Source organism: Flagellimonas okinawensis (assembly GCF_029194005.1).
GTDB classification, from domain to species: domain Bacteria; phylum Bacteroidota; class Bacteroidia; order Flavobacteriales; family Flavobacteriaceae; genus Flagellimonas; species Flagellimonas okinawensis.
Map to the genome: position 1 here is coordinate 72,979 of NZ_JARFVA010000007.1, position 23,820 is coordinate 96,798.

Consider the following 23,820-nt stretch of genomic DNA (forward strand, 5'->3'; position numbering starts at 1 on the left):
TTATCGTTTGTAATGGTTCTTCCCATACAGCGTTCAACGTAATATCCCTACGTTAAGTCCCTTCTAATCATTTTTTTTTAGAATGATATATTGATGATTTTCTCGTTTTTACAGCGGATAAAACCGTCCTGAACCCTAGGTGCTCCATACCTGAGTCTGGGCTTGTGGCCATCCGGGCAGATATTCGATAGCTGGCACAGTACGAGGCACTGCAAAGAAAAGATCCTCCCTTGATCACCTTTTCCTTTGCATAGGGGTTGTTTTTGTTGTAAGCACTCCGAGGGCCTTTGGGATTTATTACAATGCTGTCCTTCAAACTCTTATAATAATTGGTATTGTACCAATCACTAGTCCATTCCCAAACATTACCTGCCATATCGTATAGGCCAAAATCATTATTGGGGTAACTCATAACTGGTGCACTTCTCTCAAAACCATCTTTTTTGGTGTTATCGACAGGAAATACACCTTCCCACGTATTGGCATATGACCCAAGTTGTTCAATCTCATTTCCCCAAGAGAAGATGAGATCTTTATTATTGGCACGTGCCGCGTATTCCCATTCGGCTTCTGTTGGCAACCTTTTGCCTGCCCAATCACAATAGGCGATGGCATCTTCGTAAGCTATGTGGACCACTGGATTGTTCTCGTTTCCCTCGATAGTGCTGTCGGGGCCATTTGGATGTTTCCAGTTGGCCCCGATTTTCCACTCCCACCATTGAGAATAATCATACAGGTTTGGCAGGGTGGACCTGATCTTTTTGAAGACAAGCGATCCAGGCCTTAAAATGGAATCATGTGGTTTTAGTGTTCCCTTGGGTAGCTGCTTTTTCATTTCCCCCCAATCGATCTGCCTTTCTGCGACGGTTACGTAACCCGTTGCTTCCGCGAACTTGGTAAACTGAGCATTGGTCACCTCATGGATATCCATATAAAATCCATCCACAAAAACCTGATGTGCAGGTCGCTCATGGGGCATTGCCATTTTGTCTGAAGCAACGGCTCCCTGCCTAAAGTTCCCGCCTGGGACCCAGACCATTCCGTCAGGGGTGTCCATTGTTGGTTCTTTCTTGGTAGTAACTGTTGAGGGTTCTTCCGTCCCGATTGTGGACAATTCGGTTTTAGTTTCATGCCTGTTCTGGCAACCAGCCAATGACAAAACGAGGCAGATAGAGACACTTTGTTTTAATTTTATCATATGACTTCGGTAAAGTTTAAAATTATTAATCCTCCTTTTTGTACTTGTAGTCACCCCAAGCCGGTTTGTATATCGGTTTCAAAGGAATCTTCATTCAATCTGTTTCTGCCAACCATCCATAAAGTGATTGAGGCATATTTTTATTGGTGCCCTGTTTGGTAGGGTCACCGATTAGGTTATGCTTTTCATCTGGGTCGTTTAGCAAATCGTAAAATTCATTCCTGTCCCAAATTCCTTGGTAACGTATATATTTATACTGGTCGGTTCGCATACCGAACATAGTCGGTGTCATGGGAAAGTCTTTTTCCCAATGGTATTCGTAGAATACCTCTTTTCGATTTGCGGCAGGGTAATCAACTGTCAGAACCGGCATAAAGGAAACCCCGGGCATATAATCAGGTTTTTTGACCGCCTCGGCCAAAATAGTAGGAGCAATATCAATGTTCTGAACCATGGCTTTTGGTTGAGTTCCTTTTTGAAAAAGTTCGGGACATCTAACCAAAAGAGGAACCTTGACCGACTCTTCATAAAAACGGCGTTTATCTATCAGTCCATGTTCACCCCAACTGAATCCATATTCACTCATATAAATGAGCAACGTTGAATCATCAATTCCTGCCGATTCCAAATACTTCATGACCGAACCAAGACTTCCATCTACACCTAATAAAGTTTCACAATAGGCTTGTATAAATCCGTGTATACCAATATTAGTATGGTACGTATAATCTACCCCATGCCAACTTACTCTTTGTTCGGCAACCCATTTTGGCCATTTCAAATCCCTCCATTCACCCGTTTTGGTTTGGTCATAGGTTGAAGGCAAATCAATTTTTTTGCCTTTATATTTACCTTTGTGCCATTTTGCGGGCTTAAATTCCGAATGTACCGCTTTGTGTGACAGATACATAAAGAAAGGTTTGTCCTTATCTCGGTGCTTTAACCGATCAATGGCATGTTCGGTCAATAAATCTGTAATATAGGTCGAGTCTTTATGTTGTTTTCGTTTTCCACTTATGTTCAATTGAGGATTATAGTATACTCCCTGTCCGTGAAAACTTTCCCAATGGTCAAAACCTGGCCTAGGTTCATCGGTATGGCTGCCCATGTGCCATCTCCCGAATAATGCTGTTTGATAATTGGCTTCTTGAAGATAGGTAAGGAAAAAGATTAGATTACCAGGATTGGGAGCTTGATTATCAACAATGGTATGGGTGTGTGAGTATTGCCCGGACAAAATTGAGGCTCTACTTGGAGAACATAGAGAAGTAGTAACAAAAGTATTGGGCAGATTAGGCGCCTTCAGCTGCCAATCTGTCCATGTTAGCGGTTTCGAACCATGGTACCTTACCGGTAAAACCCATATAATCAAAATGATGGTCATCTGTCAGGATAAAAATCACATTTCGGGGTTTCTTTTCCATCAACGAATCTTGTTGCTTTTCTGCATATAGTGAAAAGACAAAAAAGGAGAAAAAGAAGTAAATACTAATTGCCTTACAATTTATTTTTTAACCATTATTTTTTTTGTCATGTATCAATTCCTAATGTTGGTACTTAACAAAAAAGGTAATAGAACACTTTGAACTTTATTCTACTAGTTGAGGCCATTAAGAAATGTATATATGATTGCGGTAAGTAACTTATTATCATTTTTTCAAAAAACATCTTACTTCGATAATATTCCAAAAAAGGGTAAACTACCATAGCTATACCGAGTTCCTTTATCCGTTACATCAGTTTGACACAACAAAACGAAAAAGAGTAAGCCCCCTGGGCAAAGCGTTATTTTTCCAACATAATAGAAAAAGAAGATTACGTATTGTGCCCGCCCAATTGGGACTTAACTCCCTCTCAACCCTATAGCATTATTGCCTCATAAAGCCCTGCCCTATAAATTTTAAAAAACCCGGTATCGATGACCTCCAAAATGTCCAATCATGGCCACCGTCATGGATACGGAACTCGTGTTCTACCTCCATATTTCGTAATTCAACATAGGCTTTGGCATTGCCGGAATAAAGAAAATCATCATCACCGATATCGAAGTAAAACCTTGTTTTCAGTTGACCCTTTGGTATTGTTTGGATCAATTTCAAGGGGTTATTGGCATCCCAATGACCAGTGGAGGGGTTTTGAGAATCCATATCCATTCCATATAGGTTTTTCGCGATTCCCTTCCACATAGGGTTTTTGGTCATCGGATGATCCAACGAAATGATGGCAGCACTGAGCGGAACACAGGTGCCGAACATATCATGGTGTTTCACCCCATAAAGAAAGGCCCCATAGCCACCCATTGAATTGCCAACCACGGCTCTATGCTCCATTGTTTTTTTAATTCTATAGTTTTTTTCGACCATAGGGATGAATTCTTGAAAGAACATATCTTCAAATTTTGAATACCCCTGGAAATCGTTTATGTAAAAATGCTGCCCCCCATCAGGCATTATTACAATCGAGGGGGGGATTTCGGCATTTTCAATGGCAGAATCCATGAAATGGTCTATGAGACCATATTGCACCCAAACATTTTCATCACCCCCATAACCGTGTAACAGGTAGATTACAGGGTAACTTCTTTTTGATTCATCATAACCGGCCGGCAAATAAATAGTATAATCAATTTCTTTGTCCAAAATGGCACTCTTTATCGATTGTGCTTCCAATACTTTCCCCTGTCCAAAACAAAACACCGAGCTTAAAAAAGTTATGGTAATTGCGGCGGTATGAAGTATAAAACTTTTTGATCGTCTCATTTCTCAGTCAATTAAAGATTATCCAGATTGATTTTTTTATGACCGAACAATGGGGCATACGTCCGGGCCTCAGCAAAAGTCAGTCGATTTCGCAAATAAACAATTTGGGCATGTACCCTTATAAATGGTGTATCTATTTCTGGTGGAATATCATACCATTCGTCATCAAAAGTGAATATGACACTTCGATTTCCCGGTAGAGCACCAGGCGTAAGCACACCATGAAACTTTGGTACATTGTCTCCTTGATTGGCATAGTGGATATACTGTGGACCTCTGGGGAACCACATACCGGCACCGCCAATAGTCTCTACCATTAGTTGTCCCAATTGGTTGTTAGAAAGCTGGTTTTCCAATGACCGTAGTGATCTTGCCAAGTGATAGGCTCCTTGACTATGCCCAAGCAACAATACCTTTTCCTCTGTGTCAATGATTTCGAGCACGCTCTTTTCAATTGCTGCCTCCACCGTCTCATTAGTAGGTAAAATAATTTCAATGACATCTGCTATTCCTTCTTTGGTACCATTATGAATACCCACAACTGGTCGGCCAGTAAATTCTGCAATCTCCACCATATTCTTATATTGCTTGGCCACATCAGTACCAGCACCATTGACAAACCATATGGGTTCATCATTTGTTATAATGTCAGGATATACAGGGGGAACATCCAATATACTGGTGGTCTGGTGGTCAAAAAGCAAGGTGTCCGCACCAACATAATAACCATCAAATTGAATGTCTTCAGACTCGTCCCCGAACAGCAACGGTATTTTATCTGATTCATATAGACTTTCAGTTGTATTTAAGTTTGCTTCATCAAAAGATGTATCTGAGCAAGAGGTGAACATAAGCAACGACAAGAATGTCGTTCCAAAAAATAAGCGATTGGTTGTCTTCATGATTAAACTAATTTATTTGTAAAAATTATGGTTTGAATTCTAATGGGTATATGTTACTTCACTGGGCAAATAGCCTATTCTATGGGCATTGATTAAAAGTGTCTGTCCCTTTTTCAATTTTATGGTCTCACCTTGATAGACTTTCCAGGGTTGGGGCACATCAACATAAGCAACAGTTTTATTTTGGTCGATCGTAAAACCAAAATCCCAACTTTCGGTCCTACGTTTTGAATTTAAAGCTTGATTATTTTGTTCAACGATACGATAACCGATTGAGGCACCTTTTGTGCCACATTCTATTGTGTACCCTTTTTTGTTCCTTATTACTTTAGGTGGTGATGTTTTAGGTGGTCCTTTTTTGTTTTTCCACCAATTGTTGAATACCATTTCTTTCTCTGGTATCGAGGATAGGTCGCCCACTTCTGCTATCCAGTCAAAAAGTGCTTCTTTCAGTTCTTTCTTTTTAGCCGTATATTGGGGCTCATCTGCCAGATTGCGCACCTCATTGGGGTCCATTTTGGTGTGGTAGAGTTCTTCCGTGGGCTTATTTTTTGCAAACCAGTCCAGTAGATTTGGGTTATCCAAACGTCCCATTTCGTGCAATTCCAATATTTCTTTCATTGTAGGTATGCCCTTTCTGTATTGTAAGTCTTGGTATTTTGGCAGTTCGGGCATAAAGTTGTACACATATCTGAAATTCCCATCGCTTACAGATCGTACCCGGTCATATTTATTTGCCATTCGATCCCTAGCGGCAAAAACATATTTTCTTTCTTCCTTTTTTTTTAAAGGTCCCAGAAAAGCGGTTCCCTGAAGGTGGTCGGGAGGCTCGATGCCCGCTATGGAAAGCATGGTTGGCGCCAGGTCCACCGCACTGACCAACCTATCATCTTTAGTGCCCGCAAAACGGTTTTTGGGATATTTCACGATCAAAGGTATATGTGTGCCCCTTTCGAGAATTTCTCGCTTTGTCCAGGGCATACATCCACCATGGTCACTAAAAAATATCACATAAGAGTCGTCATATACTTTATTGTTTTTTAGCCCACCAACAATCTCGCCAACAGCTCGATCCATTTGTTCGATACGGGTATAAAGGACGGCCATGTCATTTCGAGCGGTTTCGGTATCAACATAATAAGGCGGCAATTTCATATCATTGGGGTCATACCGAATACTATCGGGCGAGACCATCAACTTTGATTCGTGTGTGATTGCCAAATTGAACACGCTGAAGAACGGAGTGTTTTTGGGCCGGTATTTGTAAGATGCTGCAGGGCTACTGTCATCCCAAACTGTGACAGGCTCTTCAAATTGATAATCTTCTTTATAGTTGTTTGTTGTATAATAGCCTTTGGCTCTTAGATATTCGGGAAAAGCCTTTACATAATCGGGCAAAACGGCTGAGTAGCTTGGCAGGCCTTGAGGCATGAAAAAGGGGGAACTTGAAAGAGTGCGCATGTGTTGGGCTCCTATTGAAATGGCGTGCATGCCCGTGATTATCGATGATCGGCTCGGCGCGCAGACCCCAGCTGTGGTATATGCTTTTGTAAAAAGCACTGCCTCACGTGCCAGACTATCTATGTTCGGAGTTTTTACGATTGAATCACCATATGCCCCCAAAAAAGGAGAAATATCCTCACATACTATCCAAACTATATTTGGCTTTTTTTGGCCAAAAGATGCTGTAAAAAAACAAAAGATTATTAAAATAACAATCAAAAGCAATACGCGCCTTATTCTCCTGCTATAATTTTTCCATGGGATCAGACTTTTAAACATACTGTCTCTTTTAATAAGGAGGAAGAAAAACTGTTTTTATAGACATTCTTTTAAGTTTTTTTACTCTGGCGCTTATTTTTAACATAAATGATTTTTACATTATTTGCCTCAACTTCTCCAATTTTAAAAGTGTTGTTTCAAATTAGAATACCAGCACGAATCGGCTCAGCTATGATAATTCTGTCAGCTATTACTGCATTTACATGTCTCTGCATTAGGTCGTATATTTGGCTTAGTGGAGTCTTGATTCTTTTTCTCATATTTTCCTATAAGAAGGCTGACGCCTGAATATCATTTCTTTCAAAAGATTGGGTATTTAATTGTATGAATTATCAATTTGCTAAATATTTTATACTTTAGTTGAGTTTTTGTCGATAAACTTCAAAAAAAACAAGCGTAATCTGCAAAAATTCAAATTTTCCGTTTCGAAAATTAAATGGTAACTCTGCCACTAAAGAAACTAAAGAAACTAAAGAAAAGTAACGCTAATGAAAACAGAAGAGACTCAAATCTGGAATGATCTTAAGAAGGGTAGCATATCGGCACTAGAATCGCTATATAACTTTCATGTTGACAAACTATTTGCTTGTGGGTATAAAATCATTAACGACAGGGAGCTGATTCAAGATGAAATCCACGACCTTTTTCTAGACCTTTACAGGTGCCGTGAAAAATTGTCAAATGTGGTCAACATAGAGGCTTATTTAATCGTTTCGCTTAAAAGAAATCTATATAAACACAATGATTATAGGTTAAAGAGCCTAGAGAACGAGTTCAAACACATTACCAACATGACAGCTAACACCAATTTGACTGTCGCATCACATGAAGAAGTAATTATCGAAGAAGAAAATGAGAATGCCCAATTGATGAGGTTAAGAAGAATAATGGACAATTTGACCAATCATCAAAAAAGGATACTCCGTCTTCGTTTTAATCAAGAAAAAAGTTACGAAGAAATTTCTAGGGAAATGGGTCTTTCAGTTGCTTCTGCCAGAACGTTATTTTACCGAACTTTAAAAACAATCCGGAAGACCGCATTAAGTATACTTTTCTAAAAATAATTAGATTTCATTGTCTATAAACAACAGAAATTGTTCTCTTACATATATACAGTGGCTGTAATTTCCACTGCCGATTATCCAAACAATTATGAAATTGAATAACAAAGGAACCCTATCCGATACGGAGCGGGAAAAGCTCAAAAGTCGCATAATTAGGTCGGCAAGGATTCTGAGAGAAAATCGAAAGATTAAACAAAGGGCTAGGTTATTGTACGGCGCAGCGGCGTCTATAGTGATATTGTTTGGTGTTTTCAGCGTTTTTGACATGCTCGGCGAACAATCTTTACAAGATTTTGTTGATGAAGATGCGCCATTTATTGACGTTAGCAAGAGTAATCAGGTAACTGTGGTGCTGGGCGAGGGAAAGAAAGTACAACTAAAAGAAAAGAACAACACATTAAAATATTCCCCAACGGGAAAGGATCTACAAGTGGGAACGGGTGAAAAATATAGACAAATCTTAAAAGATGAAGACAAGCCTATTTTCAATACTATCCTGGTACCCTATGGAAAGCGCACAGATGTGACCCTTTCAGATGGTACAAAAGTATGGATCAACTCAGGCTCGAGATTGGTTTATCCTGTAGTTTTTAAAGGTGATAGAAGAGAGGTTTATTTAGAAGGCGAAGCAATATTTGAAGTATCTCATAACCCTAAAAGACCGTTTTTAGTGCTTTCTTCAAATCAGGAAGTTGAGGTGCTGGGTACTGTTTTTAACATTAGTAGTTATAGGGAAGATGAAAAAACAAGCACAGTCCTTAAAAGCGGTAGTGTATTGGTTACATATGCCAAAGATGATGGGAAATCTTTTAAAATAACTCCTGGCACACGTTCAAGTTATAATAGCACAACCAAGGAAATTGATATACAGTATGCAGTAAATATGGATGAATATTTTGGATGGAGGAAAGGATTCTTCAGCTTTCAAAAAAATGATCTTAAGTATATAGCAACAAAATTGTCTAGATACTATGGGGTTGAAATAATTGTCAAGGGCGAACAATTGAGTAAGGACACTTATTCTGGAAAAATTGACTTAAAGGAAGATGTATATAGTGTTATTCAAACTTTAGGCAAAGCATATCACTTTACTATGGAACGCCAAGCAGATAAAATCATACTAATAACCACTCAACAAATTTATAAAACGCCAAGCCAATGAATTAAAACCAACTAAACAAAAACCGACAGATGTTGGAGCATCTGCCGGTTGTAAATGTATTACCGAAGTAATAACTAACTGAATCATAAAATTATGAATAATTACTCAAGAATTGCATATGCCTTGGAGAAATTAAATAACCAGTCCATTTCATCTAACCTCATGAGGTCATTTCTTTGCTACATATTGATAGGATTAACGGCCCTTAATGCAAATGACACCTATGCACAGACAAAACTTAACCTTAATCTTAAAAAGGTAAATCTAGAGACACTTTTTGATGAAATACAAGAGGATAGCGAGTACATCTTTTTTTATAAAGATGGTATTTTGCCCAACGAAAATTCGATTACCCTTAAGCGGAACAATGTAACGTTGCCGGATATTCTGGATTCTTTTCTGGCACAATACGGTCTAGGCTACAATATCATAGGCAGACAAGTTACAGTATTTGAAGACCCGACCAATATGTCACTGGACACCAGTACTGTTGTATTTCAAGATCTTACGGTCAACGGAACTGTAGCGGATGATTCAGGAGTTCCTTTGGCGGGAGCCAATATTATCGAAAAAGGGACCACGAATGGCACTCAGACTGATTTTGACGGTAATTTTTCAATTAGAGTGACTGACAGTGATGCCGTATTGACTGTGTCGTATATAGGGTTTACTACCAAGGAAATACCTGTCAATGGACAATCTAACCTGAACATCATCTTACAAGAAAGCGCTGCTGCACTTGATGAAATTGTGGTCGTTGGCTATGGAACGCAAAAGAAAAGTGACTTAACAGGATCTGTCGCATCATTGAGCCAAGATGACATGAACCCAGGGGCAAACGTATCGGTCGACCAGATGATGCTCGGTAGGGCGGCCGGGGTACAGATAAACCAGGCCAGTTCAGCGCCCGGTGGGGGACTGGCAATTAGGATCAGGGGTTCTAACTCTTTGAATGCCAGCAATGAACCTTTATATGTAATTGATGGGTTCCCGATTGATAACAGTCCCAACCTTGGTTCTGGCGGAGTGGCCGAAGTAAGCCAAAACCTGAGCCCAAGAAACCCGTTGAATGCCCTGAACCCAGCTGATGTGGAATCCATAGAGATTTTAAAGGATGCCTCGGCAACAGCAATCTATGGTTCAAGAGGTGCGAATGGGGTAATCTTGATTACCACCAAAAAGGGAGGCAAGGGCAAGGTAAATGTTACTTATGATGTTTATGCCGGTATTCAATCGGTCGCCGAAAAAATTGATGTGTTGTCTACTTCCCAATACATCGATGCCATAAACGATCTGTCCATTGCACAAGGAAATGAAGCAGTTTTTAATGATGACGACATTTCAAGAATTGGCAGAGGAACAGATTGGCAAGAGGAGGTCTTCCGTTCGGCCCCTTTGACTAGCCATAACTTAGCCGTGAGCGGGGGCAGCGAAAACACAAATTATTATGCCTCATTCAACTATTTTGACCAAGAAGGTGTTGTCAAAAATTCTGGTATAAAAAGATATACCGGAAGAATAAACCTAGAGACAAAAATTGGGAACAAGACCCAGATTGGCCTAAACTTCAACACAAGCTTGATCAAGGATAACAACAATGTCGATGGCGTCAATACCAATGAGCAAGCAGGGCCCATTTACTCTTCGTTGTTATATGACCCTACCGAACCCATATTAAATGACGATGGTACTTTTAGCCAATCCGCGAATCTTACGGTCAACAATCCTGTCACCTTGATAAACGCCATTATCAGTGAGAGCGAGACAAATAGAACTTTCGGTAGTGCTTTTTTGAACTACGATTTCACAGAAGACCTTTCGGGAAAGTTCAATTTCGGAACCGACAGGCAAACATCAAGACGTGACATTTACAATACCACACAGACCATACGTGGTGGAGCAGCTGGTGGTATTGCGAACATCAACGTATTGGAACGTTCAAATTATCTGTTCGAGTATACGATGACCTATGACAAAACTTTTAACGAAGATCATGCGCTTACGGTATTGGGCGGTATCACCTTTCAAAAGTTCAGTTCAAGGTTCTTTTCGGGTAATATCAGTGGTTTTCCGACAGATGATATCAAAACGAACAATTTGGCCCTGGGTGATACCAATACGGATGTACTCTCCAGTGGCAAGGAAGAAAATACTTTGTTGTCATATTTGGGGAGGGTTAACTATAACCTTTTCGACAAATTTTTGTTGACCGCCTCGATACGGGCAGATGGATCATCAAGATTCGGAGAGAACAACAAATGGGGCTATTTTCCTTCCTTTGCCTTGGGCTATAAGCTAGACCAAGAAGAATTTATTCCCGATAGTTTCAGCCAGCTTAAGCTGAGAGCAAGTTGGGGCCAGACAGGTAACCAGGAAATTGGCAACTACGCATCGCAATTGACCTTTGGCACTGGACCCAACGTGGTGTTTGGTGGCACGATTTCGGGCAGTGTCGTCCCGCAGCGTATTGCAAATCCTGACCTTAAGTGGGAAACCACCGAACAGCTAAATGTTGGTCTTGATTTTGGCATTTCTGGTGGCAGGTTCAGTGGAAGCTTGGATTATTTTTCAAAAGAATCGAAAGACCTGTTATTCGATCTTCCCTTGCCATTTGCGTCTGGTTATGCTTCAATATTGACAAATGTAGGTGAGGTTAAGAACAGTGGGTTCGAGTTTCTTTTCAACTCGACCAATATAGTAACCGATAATTTCAAATGGGACACTTCTTTGAATTTTTCTGCCATTAAGAATGAAGTGGTGGATTTGGGCCGTATTGAAAGTATCGTTACAGGAGGTGTTCAGGCAGTGGGCAATACGGCGATTATCCAAGAAGGTGACCCCCTTGCCTCCTATTATGGGTACGTGGTCACCGGCATTTTTCAAGAAGGCGACGACATTGCCAATTCGGCGCAGCCGACAGCCCAGCCCGGTTTTCCAATTTTTGAAGATCGAAATGGAGATGGTGCCATCACACCTGCAGACCAGAGCATTATTGGTACGCCTTATCCTGATTTTACCTATGGCATACAAAATTCAATTTCTTACAAAAATTTGAAGCTGGATTTCTTTTTTCAGGGCCAGGCCGGCGTCGACCTATTGAACATTAATGTAATAGAGTCTCTTTATCCTGCAAATTTCAGAAGAAACCGACTGGCGAATCAAATATTGAATCGGTGGACACCTCAAAATACAAATACAAAATGGCCTTCAGGGGTAAATCCTAATGCGTACGGGGCAGGAAAAGTCAATACACTTACCATTCAAGATGCTTCTTATTTAAGATTGAAAAATGTTCGGCTATCGTACAACGTGCCAGTTCAGAATATTGATTTTTTAAATGCACTTCAAGTCTATGTGACTGGCCAGAACCTATTTACAATTACTGATTATATAGGTTTTGATCCAGAGGCAAATTCATTTGGTAGAAGTAACGTAAGGATTGATTATAGTAGTTATCCTTTGGCGAGAACCTACATGTTGGGTCTTACTGCCAACTTTTAGGTCTAACAATTAAAATATTTACAATTATGAAAACTTATCATTATAAAATAGTCCTTATTTTAATGCTGACAAGCTTGATGGGCTGTGAAGAACGTTTGGAGGAGGAGGTATTCTCTGAGCTCTCACCCTCTACACTTTTTACTTCTGAGCAAGGACTCAATTCTCTGTTGAATGCAGCTTATAGTTATTCACACAGGTCAGGGGATGATGAATCTTGGTCCCCCTATTATTTGGGAACCATGCCGGCTGGGGAAGTCTGGGGTGCCGGCGGGTCGATTGAAAGTGCATGGCAATCATTGATCGATTACACTTGGGACAGTAACCATGGACAGTTAATTCCTGTATGGATAGTGTACTTTAGCTCCATTCGTGATGCGAATTTAGTCTTGGATAATTTGGACAATGATTCTTTTTCGGATGATTACAAGCAAAGAACTGAGGCCGAAGTCCATTTTTTAAGGGGCTGGGCCTATTCTGAGCTCTACAAGCTTTTCGGCAGGTTGCCGCTCTATCAGTCTTCAACTGACGATCCTTTGTTGCCACGCTCTAGCGATGAAGAAACACGGGCTTTTATAGAACAAGAACTTCTAGAGGCGATTGCAACTTTGCCGACCGAGCCTATGGCTTTTGGTCGGGCGTCCCAGGGAGTGGCCATGTCGGTCCTGGCAAAATTTTATCTAAATACCAAACAATGGCAAAAAGCGGCCGATATGTCTCTACATGTCATGAATCTAGGGCTTTATAGTTTATTGCCCAATTACTCTGATGTCTTTGATATATCGAACGAGGGCAATGCTGAAGTTATTTGGGCACTTCCCAAGAATGCCGCCGGGGCAGGCCAGTTCATGAATGCATTGATTTTTCCTCCTGATTATCCCCGGCCTTTTCCCAACAATTCGGTGTTTGCGGCACGCACATACCTCTTCGATGATTTTGTAAACTCCTTTGAGGCGACAGACACACGAAGCAGCCGCATAATAACGGAATGGGAAAGTACAGCAACAGGTCAACTTGTAATGGGATTGGGCAATGACCAATCACACCCCTATAAATTGCCTTTTGACCCTAATGCGGTAGGACCTTCTGCTGGCAATGATATCGTGGTCATCAGGTATGCCGACATATTGTTGACAAGGGCTGAAGCGCTTAATGAGCTCAACGGGCCCACTCAAGAGGTCATTGACCTTATTAATGAGGTCAGAAATCGGGCCGGGGCCACTCCCTTGATTTTGGGAAGTTTCAACAAAGACTCATTGCGGGATGCCATCTTACGTGAAAGGGAGTGGGAATTCTATTTTGAAGGAAATGCAAGGGAAGACCAGATTAGGCACGGGGTTATGATCTCTAGGGCTCAAGCAAGGGGAAAAAATGCCCAAGAATTTCATGTGCTCTATCCAATTCCGCAAAGAGAGCTGGATGCCAATTCCAATCTGGAACAAAATGCTGGGTATTAAATATTTTAAGGGTCTTCAGAATGTTATAATAAAGGTTAAAATAGAAAAGCAACGGTGGACAACTTTAATGGGCAGCCTACCTAAGCTTTCTTCCATCTTTAACAATCAGCTGAAAGGCTTCTTCGTCAGTAAATTTTAGCGAATACCCCAAACTTTAGGTAGGAATATTGAAGATAAAAAAGTCAATTTGAATGAAAAAATAATTAGATTCATGAGCAAAAACATTTTTATTATACTTTCAGTCTTGTCGTTCACAATAGCGTGTACAGAACAACAAACTGAGAAAGACCAAGAATCGAAAGGGAAAGATAAGCCTTTGAATTTTGTGGTCATCTTTGCCGATGATCTTGGGTATGGCGATCTGAGCTCATACGGCCATCCTACCATACATACCAAAAATCTGGACCAAATGGCGGTAGAAGGCCAAAAGTGGACGAACTTCTATGTTGGATCCAGCGTATGTACCCCCAGTAGGGCAGCATTGTTGACAGGGAGGTTGCCCATCAGAAATGGGATGACAAGCAGGGTAAACCGCGTCCTTTTTCCCGATTCCCACAATGGATTGCCGCAGAATGAGGTAACCATGGCGGAACAATTAAAAAAAGTCGGTTACAGAACGGCCTGTATAGGTAAATGGCATTTGGGCCATAAAGAAGAGTATCTACCAACAAACCAAGGGTTCGATTACTATTTTGGAATTCCTTACAGCAATGACATGGACAATATCATACCATTTAGGTCTGCTCATGGATATATTGATTTTTGGAAGTCAGAAGAAAGAAAGGATATAAACACTTTCAACGTTCCCCTCATGCGCAATACCGAGATAGTGGAACGACCAGCTGATCAGAACACATTGACAAAACGTTATAATGAAGAGGCTGTTCAGTTCATCCGGCAAAACAAGGAAAAACCATTTTTTCTTTATTTGGCCCATAATCTTCCACATGTACCTCTTTTTGCCTCGAAGGATTTTTTGGGTACCAGTAATAGGGGCATCTATGGGGATGTCGTTGAAGAGATTGACCACGGGGTCGGGCAGATATTGGCCGAACTGAAAAAAAACGGCCTCGATGAAAACACCATTGTGGTCTTCACCTCTGACAATGGGCCTTGGCTCATCATGAACGAAGAAGGTGGAAGTGCAGGACTTTTGCGAGAAGGAAAAGGCTCAACTTGGGAAGGAGGTATGCGTGAACCATGTATTTTTTGGGGTCCCGGCCGAATACAACCTGGTTTGGTGACACAAATAGGTACCACCATGGATTTGTTTACGACCTTCAGTAAATTGGCAAATGTGCCATTGCCCGATGATCGAAAAATAGACGGAACAGACCTGGGCCCAACGCTTTTCGAAAAAATGCCCAGCATAAGAAAAGAAGTGTTTTATTATAGGGGCGATGAGCTCTATGCGGTTAGATTGGGCGCCTTCAAAGCACATTTCATTACCGAAGGTGCCTATGGCCCACCTGCTCGAGAAGAACATAATCCCCCACTTCTCTACAATCTTGAAGTGGATCCGTCTGAAAAATTTAATGTTGCCGATAGCAATCTTGATATCATCGAACAAATTCAAGCCTTGGTAAAGAAACATAATTCAGATTTGGTCAAAGGGAAAGACCAGTTGAAAGACCGGGGGTGACCTTTGAATTATCATTGAAATTTAAAATGCGCTTAATTTTAAGATATATGAAAAATCGACATCAAATTAAAAGTTTGTTGATTCTATTCCTATTTGTCAGCGGTATCCTTGCAGCCCAGGACCAAGATAGTAGCTATTCACTTGTAGAAATTCCCGCCCCATCACTCAAGGATAATTTAATAGGAACAAATGACATCCAAAAGATAGGTGTTTATTTACCACCTTCCTATTCAGGCTCGGGCGAACTATTTCCAGTGGTCTATTTTTTGAACGGATATACTGTTGAGGCTGGCGAATATCCCAAAACGGAAGCTTTTTACAGCTATATGAAAAATAGCGAAAAGCGAGAGTTCATCTTAATAGAACTGAACGGTCATAACCTGTTCGAAGGGTCAATGTACACCAATTCACCGGTTTCGGGAAATTGGGAAGATTTTATCGTAAGAGATGTCGTGACATATGTTGACGGCCATTATAGAACTTTGGCAAAACGGGAATCTCGTGGTATAACTGGTCATTCAATGGGGGGAGGTGGCACAATCAACATCAGTTTGAAGCATCCTGATGTGTTTTCTGTGGTCTATGCCATGAGCCCTGCCGTTTTAGCAAATGATATTTTATTGAATGGTATGTTTCAGAACGATTCAATCTTGGTGCATGTTCAGAATTTATCCAAAAAAATGGCAAAGGTGAGGGATGAGGATTTTGCCGAAACCTTGCAACTAGAATTAAAATCCTATGACCGAAAGGTAACGAGTATATTTGGTATTCTCGCCTTTGGGTCAGCTTTCTCACCCGATCTCTCACAACCTTTAAAAATCGCATTCCCTTTTAAAAGGAATCCTGATGGTAATTTTACTAAGGTAGAAGAAATCCATAAGAAATGGGTAGCTGGTTTTGGAAATTTGGAAGAAAAAATAAAAAAATATAGAAACAATTTAATCCAATTCAAAAAATTTGCGCTGAGCTGTGGATATCAGGACGAAATGCCCGGATTATTCGAAGGTTCAGTTTATTTCTCTACATTGCTGAAAGAGGAAAAAATACCACATAGCACATGCTGGTACACCGGTAATCATACAGATAAGGTGAGTGAACAACTCATGAATGAGGTATTTCCGGCAATGTCTGAATACTTAAATGGTGAAAAATAATACGTAGGTTGATTTTGAGTTAGTTTTTTATGAGAGCGCAGCTTGTCTGCGCTTTTTTACTTTTTGCTTCCAATTCCAGTCCTTATGCTAAATTTCTTATTATGAACTAATACATTCACACGATGAAACTAACAAATTCAAAAAGGGCTGTTAAGTGGGATTGCAAAGTACCACACCTGAAAGTATTGGGTTTTTTACTTATTTTTTTGACATTTTTCTTTCCAGTCTATGGCCAAGATTCTGAGGTATTTTGGCTCGAAAATGATTCGATTAGAGTATCAATTAGCAAAAAAGGGGCTGAACTTCAAAGCATAAAAGGCAAAATCAGCGAGTTTGAGTACCTATGGCAGGGCAATGGTGAATATTGGACCGACAGGGCTCCTATAATGTTTCCAGTAAATGTCAGATTCAAGGACGATGAGTTTTATTTTCGGAATGTGAAATACGAGATGCCAAAAATGGGAATCATAAAACAGAGTCTTATGGCCCTAAAGCACAAATCTAAAAATGAGGCAACATTAAGTTTTGTCCCCGATGAAGAGGTTTTGCACGAAAACTACCCATTTTTGTTCAAAATTTCGGTTCGATATAAATTGACGGATAATACCATCTTGAACGAATATATCATCACAAATAACGGTACTCATAGCATGTATTTTGCACTCGGTGGGCATCCTGGGTTTAATCTGTCACTTGGTCAACCAAATGATAGAAAAACACATGAGTTATTTTTTTATAAATCCCTTTCTGCCAAAAGAGAACTAATTAAAAATAGTCTTCTGAAAGATTCGGTAGCCCCCTTTTTACAAGATGAGACGACTCTTGGACTTGATGATGACAGGGTTCCCAATACTGGAATTTTCATCAAAGACTCAGTTATCAATAAAATTGGTCTGGCCAAATCTGGCCAAAAACCATACATAAGTTTGATTTTGGGGAATTTTCCGAATGTCAATATTTGGAGCCCTCCAGGATATCCGTTTGTGTGCATTGAACCTATGGCCTCACACCACGATTTTGAAGATTCTCCAAAAGATATCGAAAAAAAGTCACACCTCGTCACATTGAAACCGGGCGAAACCGTTAAATATTATTTTTTAATACAAATAGACCAAAACCCTTAAAAGTCTGAGGTATTAAATTCTTGGGAGATATTAATATTTACCGGACATTGCTTTGTTTCAACCCCACAAAAATCCTATCCGGAGGAGATTATCAATATTCTTATATCATAAACCGGTAAACTATTTTTTATGGAAACAGCGTCAATGTATTTACTATAGTTTTAAAAGACTGGATGTTTCTTAATCTAACAGTAATAGTTGGTCATTATTAAAAATATTTTGGTCCTATTGTAAGCTACCTCAGTTTAGAATTGCTTAATTGTCTAAATTATCGACACACAAGTATCCAAAACATTAATTGCTTAACTTTGGGCTATTGTCAAGTATTTGTCTGTCAAAGAGGTTTCCGACGTCACCAAAAAGGGGAACTCACTAAATTCCCAAATGCATCCAGGGGATTATTTTTACAGGTAAGTACGGATAAGCGGGGCAACGGATGAAGGGAAAACAGGACAATAAAACATCAGGTTATGGATATTCAGGATATTAAAAAAATGCCAGTGGCCAAGCGTATTTTGATTGCTCAGGACATTTGGGACTCAATAGAGGACAAGGACTCCATAGAGTTGAGCGATGAAATGAAAACGGAACTCGATAGCCGTATCGACCACCATAAGAGCGGAGGGGCCAAGTATTATTCCCTGGAGGAATCAAGGAAACGAAATGCCAAATTGAGGAATGACCTATAAGTTCCAGATTCTTGAAGCCGCCGATCAGGATATTGCAGAGGCGATTCTACAGTATGAGGATATCCGCAAGGGTCTATCCGTAGATTTTGAACTTTGCCTGGAGGAAGGGTATTCGGATATATTGAATACACCCCTTGGTTATCAGGTCAGATACAGGGACGTTCGGATAAAGTTCATCAGGCGTTTTCCCTATGGGATCCATTATATGGTCGAGGATGACATGATTACGGTAATTTCCGTTTTCCATCAGTCCAGAAGCCCAAGGAAATGGTTTAAAAGATTGAAAGAGAAATAATATGGAACACCAGAACAAGGAACAAAGGGACAACCAGCCTCTTTTTTTCTTGCCTAAAAACCAACTTTCCTACGGCGACCCCACGTTATTTGCATTACAGTTAGGGATTTTGGCACCCTTGGGGTGCTCTTTTGTGGAAAGGGATAGAAAAGAACAGCGAGAAAATCAATGTTCAATCAGGGCAGCAGGATTGCCAAACACTTAAAAAATCAGTAAATTTTTGTTAGAATTATAAGATATGGAAAGGCAAAGGCTCAACAAAGATCATTTAAACCCTGCTACCTTTTGGGATGTGGACATTAACCTTTTGGATGCTGAAAAGGACAGGGACTTTATCATTGTAAGGGTACTCGAACGTGGAACAGACCCGGAAATCGGGCTTATTGAATTGATATATTTGCAAAGAGATCATCTCGGTATTGGAAAAAAAGACCCTTAATTTCTATAAAACGATTTCAATTTAAAGACACACGAAATGTAGCCGTCCCAATCAAGGAACAAAAAAGCCGCTTTAGGGATATGATTTTAGTGCTTGAAAGCATGGCTGACAATTTTAAGTACTCCCTAACTGTGTGATTAAATAGTGACGATTACAGCTGTAGGGGTTTGTACTTCCCAAAGTGATTTTGGTCAAGGGCTTTGAACTTTTGTAATCTTGGCCTTGATTTCATCCAATATTTTCTCGGAAACACTTTTGCCATAGTGTTTTTCAGTTACCTGAACAGTGGAATGTCCAAGTCCCGATGAGATTTTTCGGATATCGATACCCCATGTCCAAGCCGATATTTGTCCACGTATCCCGAAGGGTATAGGTTGCAATTTTTTTTCTATTCCAGCAAGTGCAGCAATTTTAGCTGCGTACTTGTTAAAAATTTTCACTTTCCGTTATTGACTTTATGCATTCTTTCCGGAGATGTAAATCTTCAACTAAAAGTGGACTGAACTTAGTCTAAAGATAAGTGATGGTTATAATTAATATCTGTTGTAGATTTATATGAAGCACTTGGTGGTGGAGATAATATTAATTACATACTAAACATTATTAACCAAAACTATGTACTCAATTTTAGTTGCAACAAATTTTTCCAGAACATCAGATAATGCTGTACTGTATTCAGCATCATTAGCTCAACTATTAAATATAAAATTGGTGCTTTTTAATGCTTTTAAGTTGCCTATTCACGCCTCTAACGCGCGTATATCGGCGACCTCAATGGACGCCTTAATTGAAAGCACCAAAGAGAAATTAAGAAAACAAGCTTTAAAATTATCCGATAAATTCAAAATTGAAGTTGAGTATCAATGTAGTTATTTGGATTTTGAACTTGAAATAGATTCTATATTGAAATTATATAACTCAAAATTTTTAGTTATGGGAATGTCAGCCAAATCACTAGAACAAAATTTAGTGGGAAATCCAACAACAACCTTAATCAGCATGAAAAATTTTCCAGTATTGGCTATTCCTGTAAATGCTAAATTTTCGGGAATACACAAGATTCTTTTTGCCTGTGATGTAATGAGTGACGTACCTTTACGAACTTTGGCAAAATTAAGGAGAGTTGCCATCCAGCTTAAATCTGAAGTCACTGTGTTTTATGTAGAGAAAAAAATAAATGAACTAAAATCAGAAAACAAAGCTTATGAGAATATTGAAAAAGGTCTAGAAAATGTTACGTATTTTTATAAGAAAGTGAACTCAGATGCTGTAATAAAAGTAATTGAAAAAGAGATTGTCAAATCAAGTTTTGATATGTTAGTGATGATGCCAAAAAAATATGGTTTTTGGGAATCTATAGTCCATAGAAGTAAAACAAGAGTTATGGCTTCAGGTATAAACATACCATTATTGTCAATTCCAATAGAATAACACTTGAAAATAAAAGGTTGACCTCCTCCCGTATTCAGGTCAAGGTGGTCGACAGGGCGAGTCCCAGGACCGGCGGTGCAACGCACCGCGACCTTTCGGTCAAGGTCAAGATACTTTTCCAGCAGCACCTCTATGACCTGAGCGACCTGGAACTCGGGAACCAAGTCAACGACCGGCTCAGCTTCTAGCACTTCGCGGGCAGATGAAAGCAACACTACCACGGTGCTGGACTTCACGACAATATGGCACTTCAAGGAAGCTCTGGTAGGCGAGGGCCTGGGGTAAAGGCTCTTTGATCGATGTCCGAAAAACTCAACTGCCCTATTATTAAGCGATTTTTGTCGACAACATTAAGATAACCATAGTATATCAAAGCAAGTCAAGATCGAAAAGGGGTTTTTGCAAAGGATTCTCTACTAACTATTTATTGGTTCGGACTTTTCTTTTATTTGGTTTTTTTCGCTTTCTATGATTGGCTGGTATTTATTCCAGTTGGCAACAATGACCCAAATATTGATTGCGAATAATATTAATGCGATTCCAATACCTGATAGGTCGTGTACTAAATGATGGACAATTATCCCTACCATAACAGGTAGAATTACTAACGCTCCCAATGCTCTTGTTTTCGGGATTGCTGTTAAAGCTCCTCCAATGATTTCAATAATTGCAACAAGCGGAAAAATCCATTTTATTGCCATAAAACTGCCAATAATTTGCATCATTTCTTCAGACATTTCGGGCATAGGCATATAGTTGAAGAATTTGTTTAAACCTGAATTAATCATCATTAATCCGAATAGGATACATAATACTGTAAGAATCTTGTTTTTCATTTTGCGATAGGTTTTATTGATGGCACAACAAATTTAACTATTTTTGATTACTATTGGTAATCAGTTACCTTTTGGTAATCATTGAAATGGTTTAAACTTTTTCGTTTTTCTTTTTGTTGAATTTTTTCAGTGCTATGACCATGAAAGCGAGATAGTTGAATCCTTTCCAGCTCTCGGGGGTTGTGTCGAATCTGTTCAGAAGCGAACGGTAGCTGTCCATCCACGCGTTGGTTCGTTCCACGCCATATCTTAGATCATATAACTCTTGGTCAAAATTGGACTATAACATCGTTTTTTATATTTCTATGATATTTGTTTATCACAAACGGTCTTATACTGGAAAAATATCATTTTGGGGTTTTAAGATGTAGGTTCCGAATTGATCCACTATTTTAAACTCTTGTTCGACCACGGAAATACTAGCACTCAATTTAGGCTGTACCCCCTGTATGGATAATTTCTTCGCCCTGTTTGCCGCCTCTCTCCGTAATTCGGATGCCGTATAGGGCAAATCATTCAATCCTATTAATTTAGGCGCTATCATTTTAAGACCTTTCGCGCTGTACTTAGCCGTACCACAGGGTTCATATGTGATAGGGCACCTATTCATATTCCAGAGGTTTTACAGTTACGGCGCCTACCAAATCAGCACCGGTGGCCATTAATTGGGAGAAATAATCCTTTTGATCGATTTTGGAAATCCTAAGTAGACCTTCCAGCATGATACCTTCGGGCAACAACCCTTCAAAAAAGGGAGGAAACCCATCAAAACCAAATCCCTTTTCGTTAACGGGCATGGTCAATGAAATCGCCTGACCACTGTAATCATCATCATAATCAAACCTATATTTCGATTGGGACAATTCCGTTAAAACACCCGCCCTTTTTCCATGGGCATATACCACTGCCTTTCTCATCCGTTTTCAGTCAATGGGCTTTTAAATTCCACTTCTATGTTCAATACCTGGAGCACGGCAAGGATGTTGCTCCAACGAACAGTCTCCTTGTTTTTTTCGATATCAAAGACGGTTGTCTTGCCTATACCGGCCAAATTGGCCAGTTCAAGCTGTGTCAGCCCCGCTTTCTTGCGATGCTTTTTGACCAGCAAACCTAAATCAACCATATATTACCGTTTTAGCGGTAAATATAGTGTTTTATTTATCAAATAGGTTTAAAAAGTGATTAATATTATTAATTTTACCGCTATAACAGTAATTTTAATTGTTATTACCGAGCTCTCTAGTTAAACTAGTACAATAATTAAAAATCACTGCTAAAACAGTAATATGTGGTATACTTATCTTTCTAGATTCCTATTTGAAATGTTGACCAGAGGCAATATACGGTATAATCGTACCTCCAACCAAAGCTGACTTTTGAACAGATTATTTGAACAATTAAATCTATGATGAACATAGTAATACTTATGCTTAACATGACTTATGCAATCAATGAAATTAATAACTGTTCAACAATCATATTCCTAACAATTAGGTGACCTATTTGGTGAGCATAAAATCCATCATCCCGCCCCATTTCTTCTAGTCCAAAGCTATCCTGATGACATTTCCCCTTTTCCTCGATACTAGGAAAAAGAAACATATCATGAAGCGTATTCCAACCCTATTCCTATCAACGATTGCCCTATGCCTATTTGGCTGCAGTTCGGATTCAGATTCCAACAATGGCCTGGCCAATGCCGAGCCTCAGGGCCTTTGTGAAAATGCCCCCGGGCTCACCGGCATCTATTGGGAGTTTGCCAATTCCATTCCGGCCCCCTTGTCCCAAGTGCCAACAGTGAACAATCCGGGCGGACAGTTTGTCCATAGTCTACACCCCCTTATCGGATTTGTCTATCCCCAAGGGTTTTCTGCCTTTGAGCTGACCGACACGCAGACTGGGACACTTGGTGTCAATCTCGTACGCAACGACAATGCCGTTGTATTTCGATGGATTCCGAACACACAACTCCAAGGACAGGTCGCTGCCAGGTCCATCATAGCCAATGAAATCAATGGGGTGTTCGCCCACTACGGTTTCAATGGCACCCCCAATGTATTGTGCATCAGCTCGGCCAACAACTCCTTCGAGGGGATACCCTCCCAATTTGAGGCCCGCTTGCTCCGTTTCAATGGCATAACCGCCCAGGTCTGGGTAAGGTCCACCTATCTTGCCGGCGGCACATTTTCCGCCATTTCGGTCACCTCGGCCCCGAGCAATGAATACAATGATCAGGTCATGGACACTTTCCTGCCCATAAATTTCCAGCTCTTCGTGGGGAGGGACGGCACGTTTGTGGACAATGACAATGACGGGGTCCCCGCCAACGAGGATCCTGACGACAACAATCCCAATGTCCCCAACAACCAGGGATGAAATCTATTCTTT

23 protein-coding genes and 1 pseudogene are annotated in these 23,820 nt (G+C 40.1%); 12 read left to right on the forward strand and 12 right to left on the reverse strand.

Annotation, left to right across the window (positions count from 1 at the left end; all coding sequences use genetic code 11):
- Positions 1 to 67: 67 nt before the first annotated feature.
- From PY091_RS16350 to PY091_RS16375, 6 genes are all read right to left on the reverse strand, one after another.
- On the reverse strand, positions 68 to 1,198 hold the full coding sequence (locus PY091_RS16350) for a formylglycine-generating enzyme family protein (protein ID WP_166247274.1): 1,131 nt from the start codon (positions 1,196 to 1,198) through the stop codon (positions 68 to 70).
- 94 nt (positions 1,199 to 1,292) lie between these two features.
- Positions 1,293 to 2,435, reverse strand: a complete 1,143-nt coding sequence (locus PY091_RS16355) for a sulfatase/phosphatase domain-containing protein (protein WP_240905120.1) — start codon at positions 2,433 to 2,435, stop codon at positions 1,293 to 1,295.
- A gap of 55 nt (positions 2,436 to 2,490) precedes the next feature.
- The gene (locus tag PY091_RS16360) at positions 2,491 to 2,622 is read right to left on the reverse strand and encodes a hypothetical protein (RefSeq protein ID WP_258537782.1); all 132 of its coding nucleotides are present in this window, start codon (positions 2,620 to 2,622) and stop codon (positions 2,491 to 2,493) included.
- A gap of 444 nt (positions 2,623 to 3,066) precedes the next feature.
- Positions 3,067 to 3,957 carry an alpha/beta hydrolase gene (locus PY091_RS16365; RefSeq protein WP_166247273.1) on the reverse strand — a complete coding sequence of 297 codons (891 nt, stop codon included), beginning with the start codon at positions 3,955 to 3,957 and terminating at the stop codon, positions 3,067 to 3,069.
- A gap of 11 nt (positions 3,958 to 3,968) precedes the next feature.
- On the reverse strand, positions 3,969 to 4,859 hold the full coding sequence (locus PY091_RS16370) for a hypothetical protein (RefSeq protein WP_166247272.1): 891 nt from the start codon (positions 4,857 to 4,859) through the stop codon (positions 3,969 to 3,971).
- A 39-nt stretch (positions 4,860 to 4,898) separates the two neighbouring features.
- Positions 4,899 to 6,641, reverse strand: coding sequence for a sulfatase family protein (locus PY091_RS16375; protein ID WP_166247271.1), 1,743 nt, complete (start codon positions 6,639 to 6,641; stop codon positions 4,899 to 4,901).
- Between the two features lie 488 nt (positions 6,642 to 7,129).
- Between PY091_RS16375 and PY091_RS16380 the strand changes: the two genes are divergently transcribed.
- The 10 genes from PY091_RS16380 to PY091_RS16425 all read left to right on the forward strand — a co-directional run bounded on the left by PY091_RS16380 (position 7,130) and on the right by PY091_RS16425 (position 19,165).
- Positions 7,130 to 7,699 (forward strand): RNA polymerase sigma factor, encoded by a 570-nt coding sequence (locus tag PY091_RS16380; RefSeq protein ID WP_166247270.1) that lies wholly within the window; start codon positions 7,130 to 7,132, stop codon positions 7,697 to 7,699.
- A gap of 94 nt (positions 7,700 to 7,793) precedes the next feature.
- On the forward strand, positions 7,794 to 8,867 hold the full coding sequence (locus tag PY091_RS16385) for a FecR family protein (protein ID WP_166247269.1): 1,074 nt from the start codon (positions 7,794 to 7,796) through the stop codon (positions 8,865 to 8,867).
- 93 nt (positions 8,868 to 8,960) lie between these two features.
- Positions 8,961 to 12,368 (forward strand): TonB-dependent receptor, encoded by a 3,408-nt coding sequence (locus tag PY091_RS16390; protein WP_275650622.1) that lies wholly within the window; start codon positions 8,961 to 8,963, stop codon positions 12,366 to 12,368.
- A 26-nt stretch (positions 12,369 to 12,394) separates the two neighbouring features.
- The gene (locus PY091_RS16395; RefSeq protein ID WP_166247267.1) at positions 12,395 to 13,822 is read left to right on the forward strand and encodes a RagB/SusD family nutrient uptake outer membrane protein; all 1,428 of its coding nucleotides are present in this window, start codon (positions 12,395 to 12,397) and stop codon (positions 13,820 to 13,822) included.
- 211 nt (positions 13,823 to 14,033) lie between these two features.
- Positions 14,034 to 15,464 (forward strand): sulfatase family protein, encoded by a 1,431-nt coding sequence (locus PY091_RS16400; protein WP_166247266.1) that lies wholly within the window; start codon positions 14,034 to 14,036, stop codon positions 15,462 to 15,464.
- 47 nt (positions 15,465 to 15,511) lie between these two features.
- Complete coding sequence (locus PY091_RS16405; RefSeq protein WP_166250396.1) at positions 15,512 to 16,618, forward strand: alpha/beta hydrolase; 1,107 nt, start codon at positions 15,512 to 15,514, stop codon at positions 16,616 to 16,618.
- Positions 16,619 to 16,740: 122 nt separating this feature from the next.
- Positions 16,741 to 17,742, forward strand: coding sequence for an aldose epimerase family protein (locus PY091_RS16410; RefSeq protein ID WP_166247265.1), 1,002 nt, complete (start codon positions 16,741 to 16,743; stop codon positions 17,740 to 17,742).
- Positions 17,743 to 18,212: 470 nt separating this feature from the next.
- Entirely contained in the window at positions 18,213 to 18,431 is a 219-nt protein-coding gene (locus tag PY091_RS16415) for an addiction module protein (RefSeq protein ID WP_081894260.1), read from the forward strand.
- A complete protein-coding gene (locus tag PY091_RS16420; protein ID WP_166247264.1) occupies positions 18,421 to 18,726 on the forward strand; it encodes a type II toxin-antitoxin system RelE/ParE family toxin in 306 nt (101 codons plus the stop codon). Before PY091_RS16415 ends, PY091_RS16420 begins: the two co-directional genes overlap by 11 nt.
- A gap of 238 nt (positions 18,727 to 18,964) precedes the next feature.
- Positions 18,965 to 19,165 carry a DUF6922 domain-containing protein gene (locus PY091_RS16425; RefSeq protein WP_166247263.1) on the forward strand — a complete coding sequence of 67 codons (201 nt, stop codon included), beginning with the start codon at positions 18,965 to 18,967 and terminating at the stop codon, positions 19,163 to 19,165.
- 191 nt (positions 19,166 to 19,356) lie between these two features.
- Here the strand turns inward: PY091_RS16425 and PY091_RS16430 are convergent, their stop codons facing one another.
- Positions 19,357 to 19,605 (reverse strand): site-specific integrase, encoded by a 249-nt coding sequence (locus PY091_RS16430; RefSeq protein ID WP_166247262.1) that lies wholly within the window; start codon positions 19,603 to 19,605, stop codon positions 19,357 to 19,359.
- Between the two features lie 175 nt (positions 19,606 to 19,780).
- Between PY091_RS16430 and PY091_RS16435 the strand changes: the two genes are divergently transcribed.
- On the forward strand, positions 19,781 to 20,596 hold the full coding sequence (locus PY091_RS16435) for a universal stress protein (protein ID WP_166247261.1): 816 nt from the start codon (positions 19,781 to 19,783) through the stop codon (positions 20,594 to 20,596).
- A gap of 416 nt (positions 20,597 to 21,012) precedes the next feature.
- On the opposite strand, the gene PY091_RS16440 is transcribed toward PY091_RS16435, so the two are convergent.
- The 5 genes and pseudogenes from PY091_RS16440 to PY091_RS16460 form a co-directional block, all read right to left on the reverse strand.
- Positions 21,013 to 21,432: a DoxX family protein gene (locus PY091_RS16440; RefSeq protein ID WP_166247260.1), complete on the reverse strand. Its 420-nt coding sequence runs from the start codon at positions 21,430 to 21,432 to the stop codon at positions 21,013 to 21,015.
- A 91-nt stretch (positions 21,433 to 21,523) separates the two neighbouring features.
- Positions 21,524 to 21,703 (reverse strand): annotated as a pseudogene (locus PY091_RS16445) (IS5 family transposase); the annotation flags it as partial.
- Between the two features lie 60 nt (positions 21,704 to 21,763).
- Positions 21,764 to 21,976: a hypothetical protein gene (locus PY091_RS16450; protein WP_275650623.1), complete on the reverse strand. Its 213-nt coding sequence runs from the start codon at positions 21,974 to 21,976 to the stop codon at positions 21,764 to 21,766.
- A gap of 58 nt (positions 21,977 to 22,034) precedes the next feature.
- Entirely contained in the window at positions 22,035 to 22,349 is a 315-nt protein-coding gene (locus tag PY091_RS16455; RefSeq protein WP_166247258.1) for a HipA N-terminal domain-containing protein, read from the reverse strand.
- Positions 22,346 to 22,555, reverse strand: a complete 210-nt coding sequence (locus tag PY091_RS16460; protein ID WP_166247257.1) for a helix-turn-helix domain-containing protein — start codon at positions 22,553 to 22,555, stop codon at positions 22,346 to 22,348. The genes PY091_RS16455 and PY091_RS16460 overlap by 4 nt, the downstream gene beginning before the upstream one ends.
- Before the next feature lie 482 nt (positions 22,556 to 23,037).
- Here PY091_RS16460 and PY091_RS16465 point away from each other — a divergent pair, with 482 nt between their 5' ends.
- On the forward strand, positions 23,038 to 23,808 hold the full coding sequence (locus PY091_RS16465; RefSeq protein WP_166247256.1) for a hypothetical protein: 771 nt from the start codon (positions 23,038 to 23,040) through the stop codon (positions 23,806 to 23,808).
- Positions 23,809 to 23,820 lie beyond the last annotated feature (12 nt).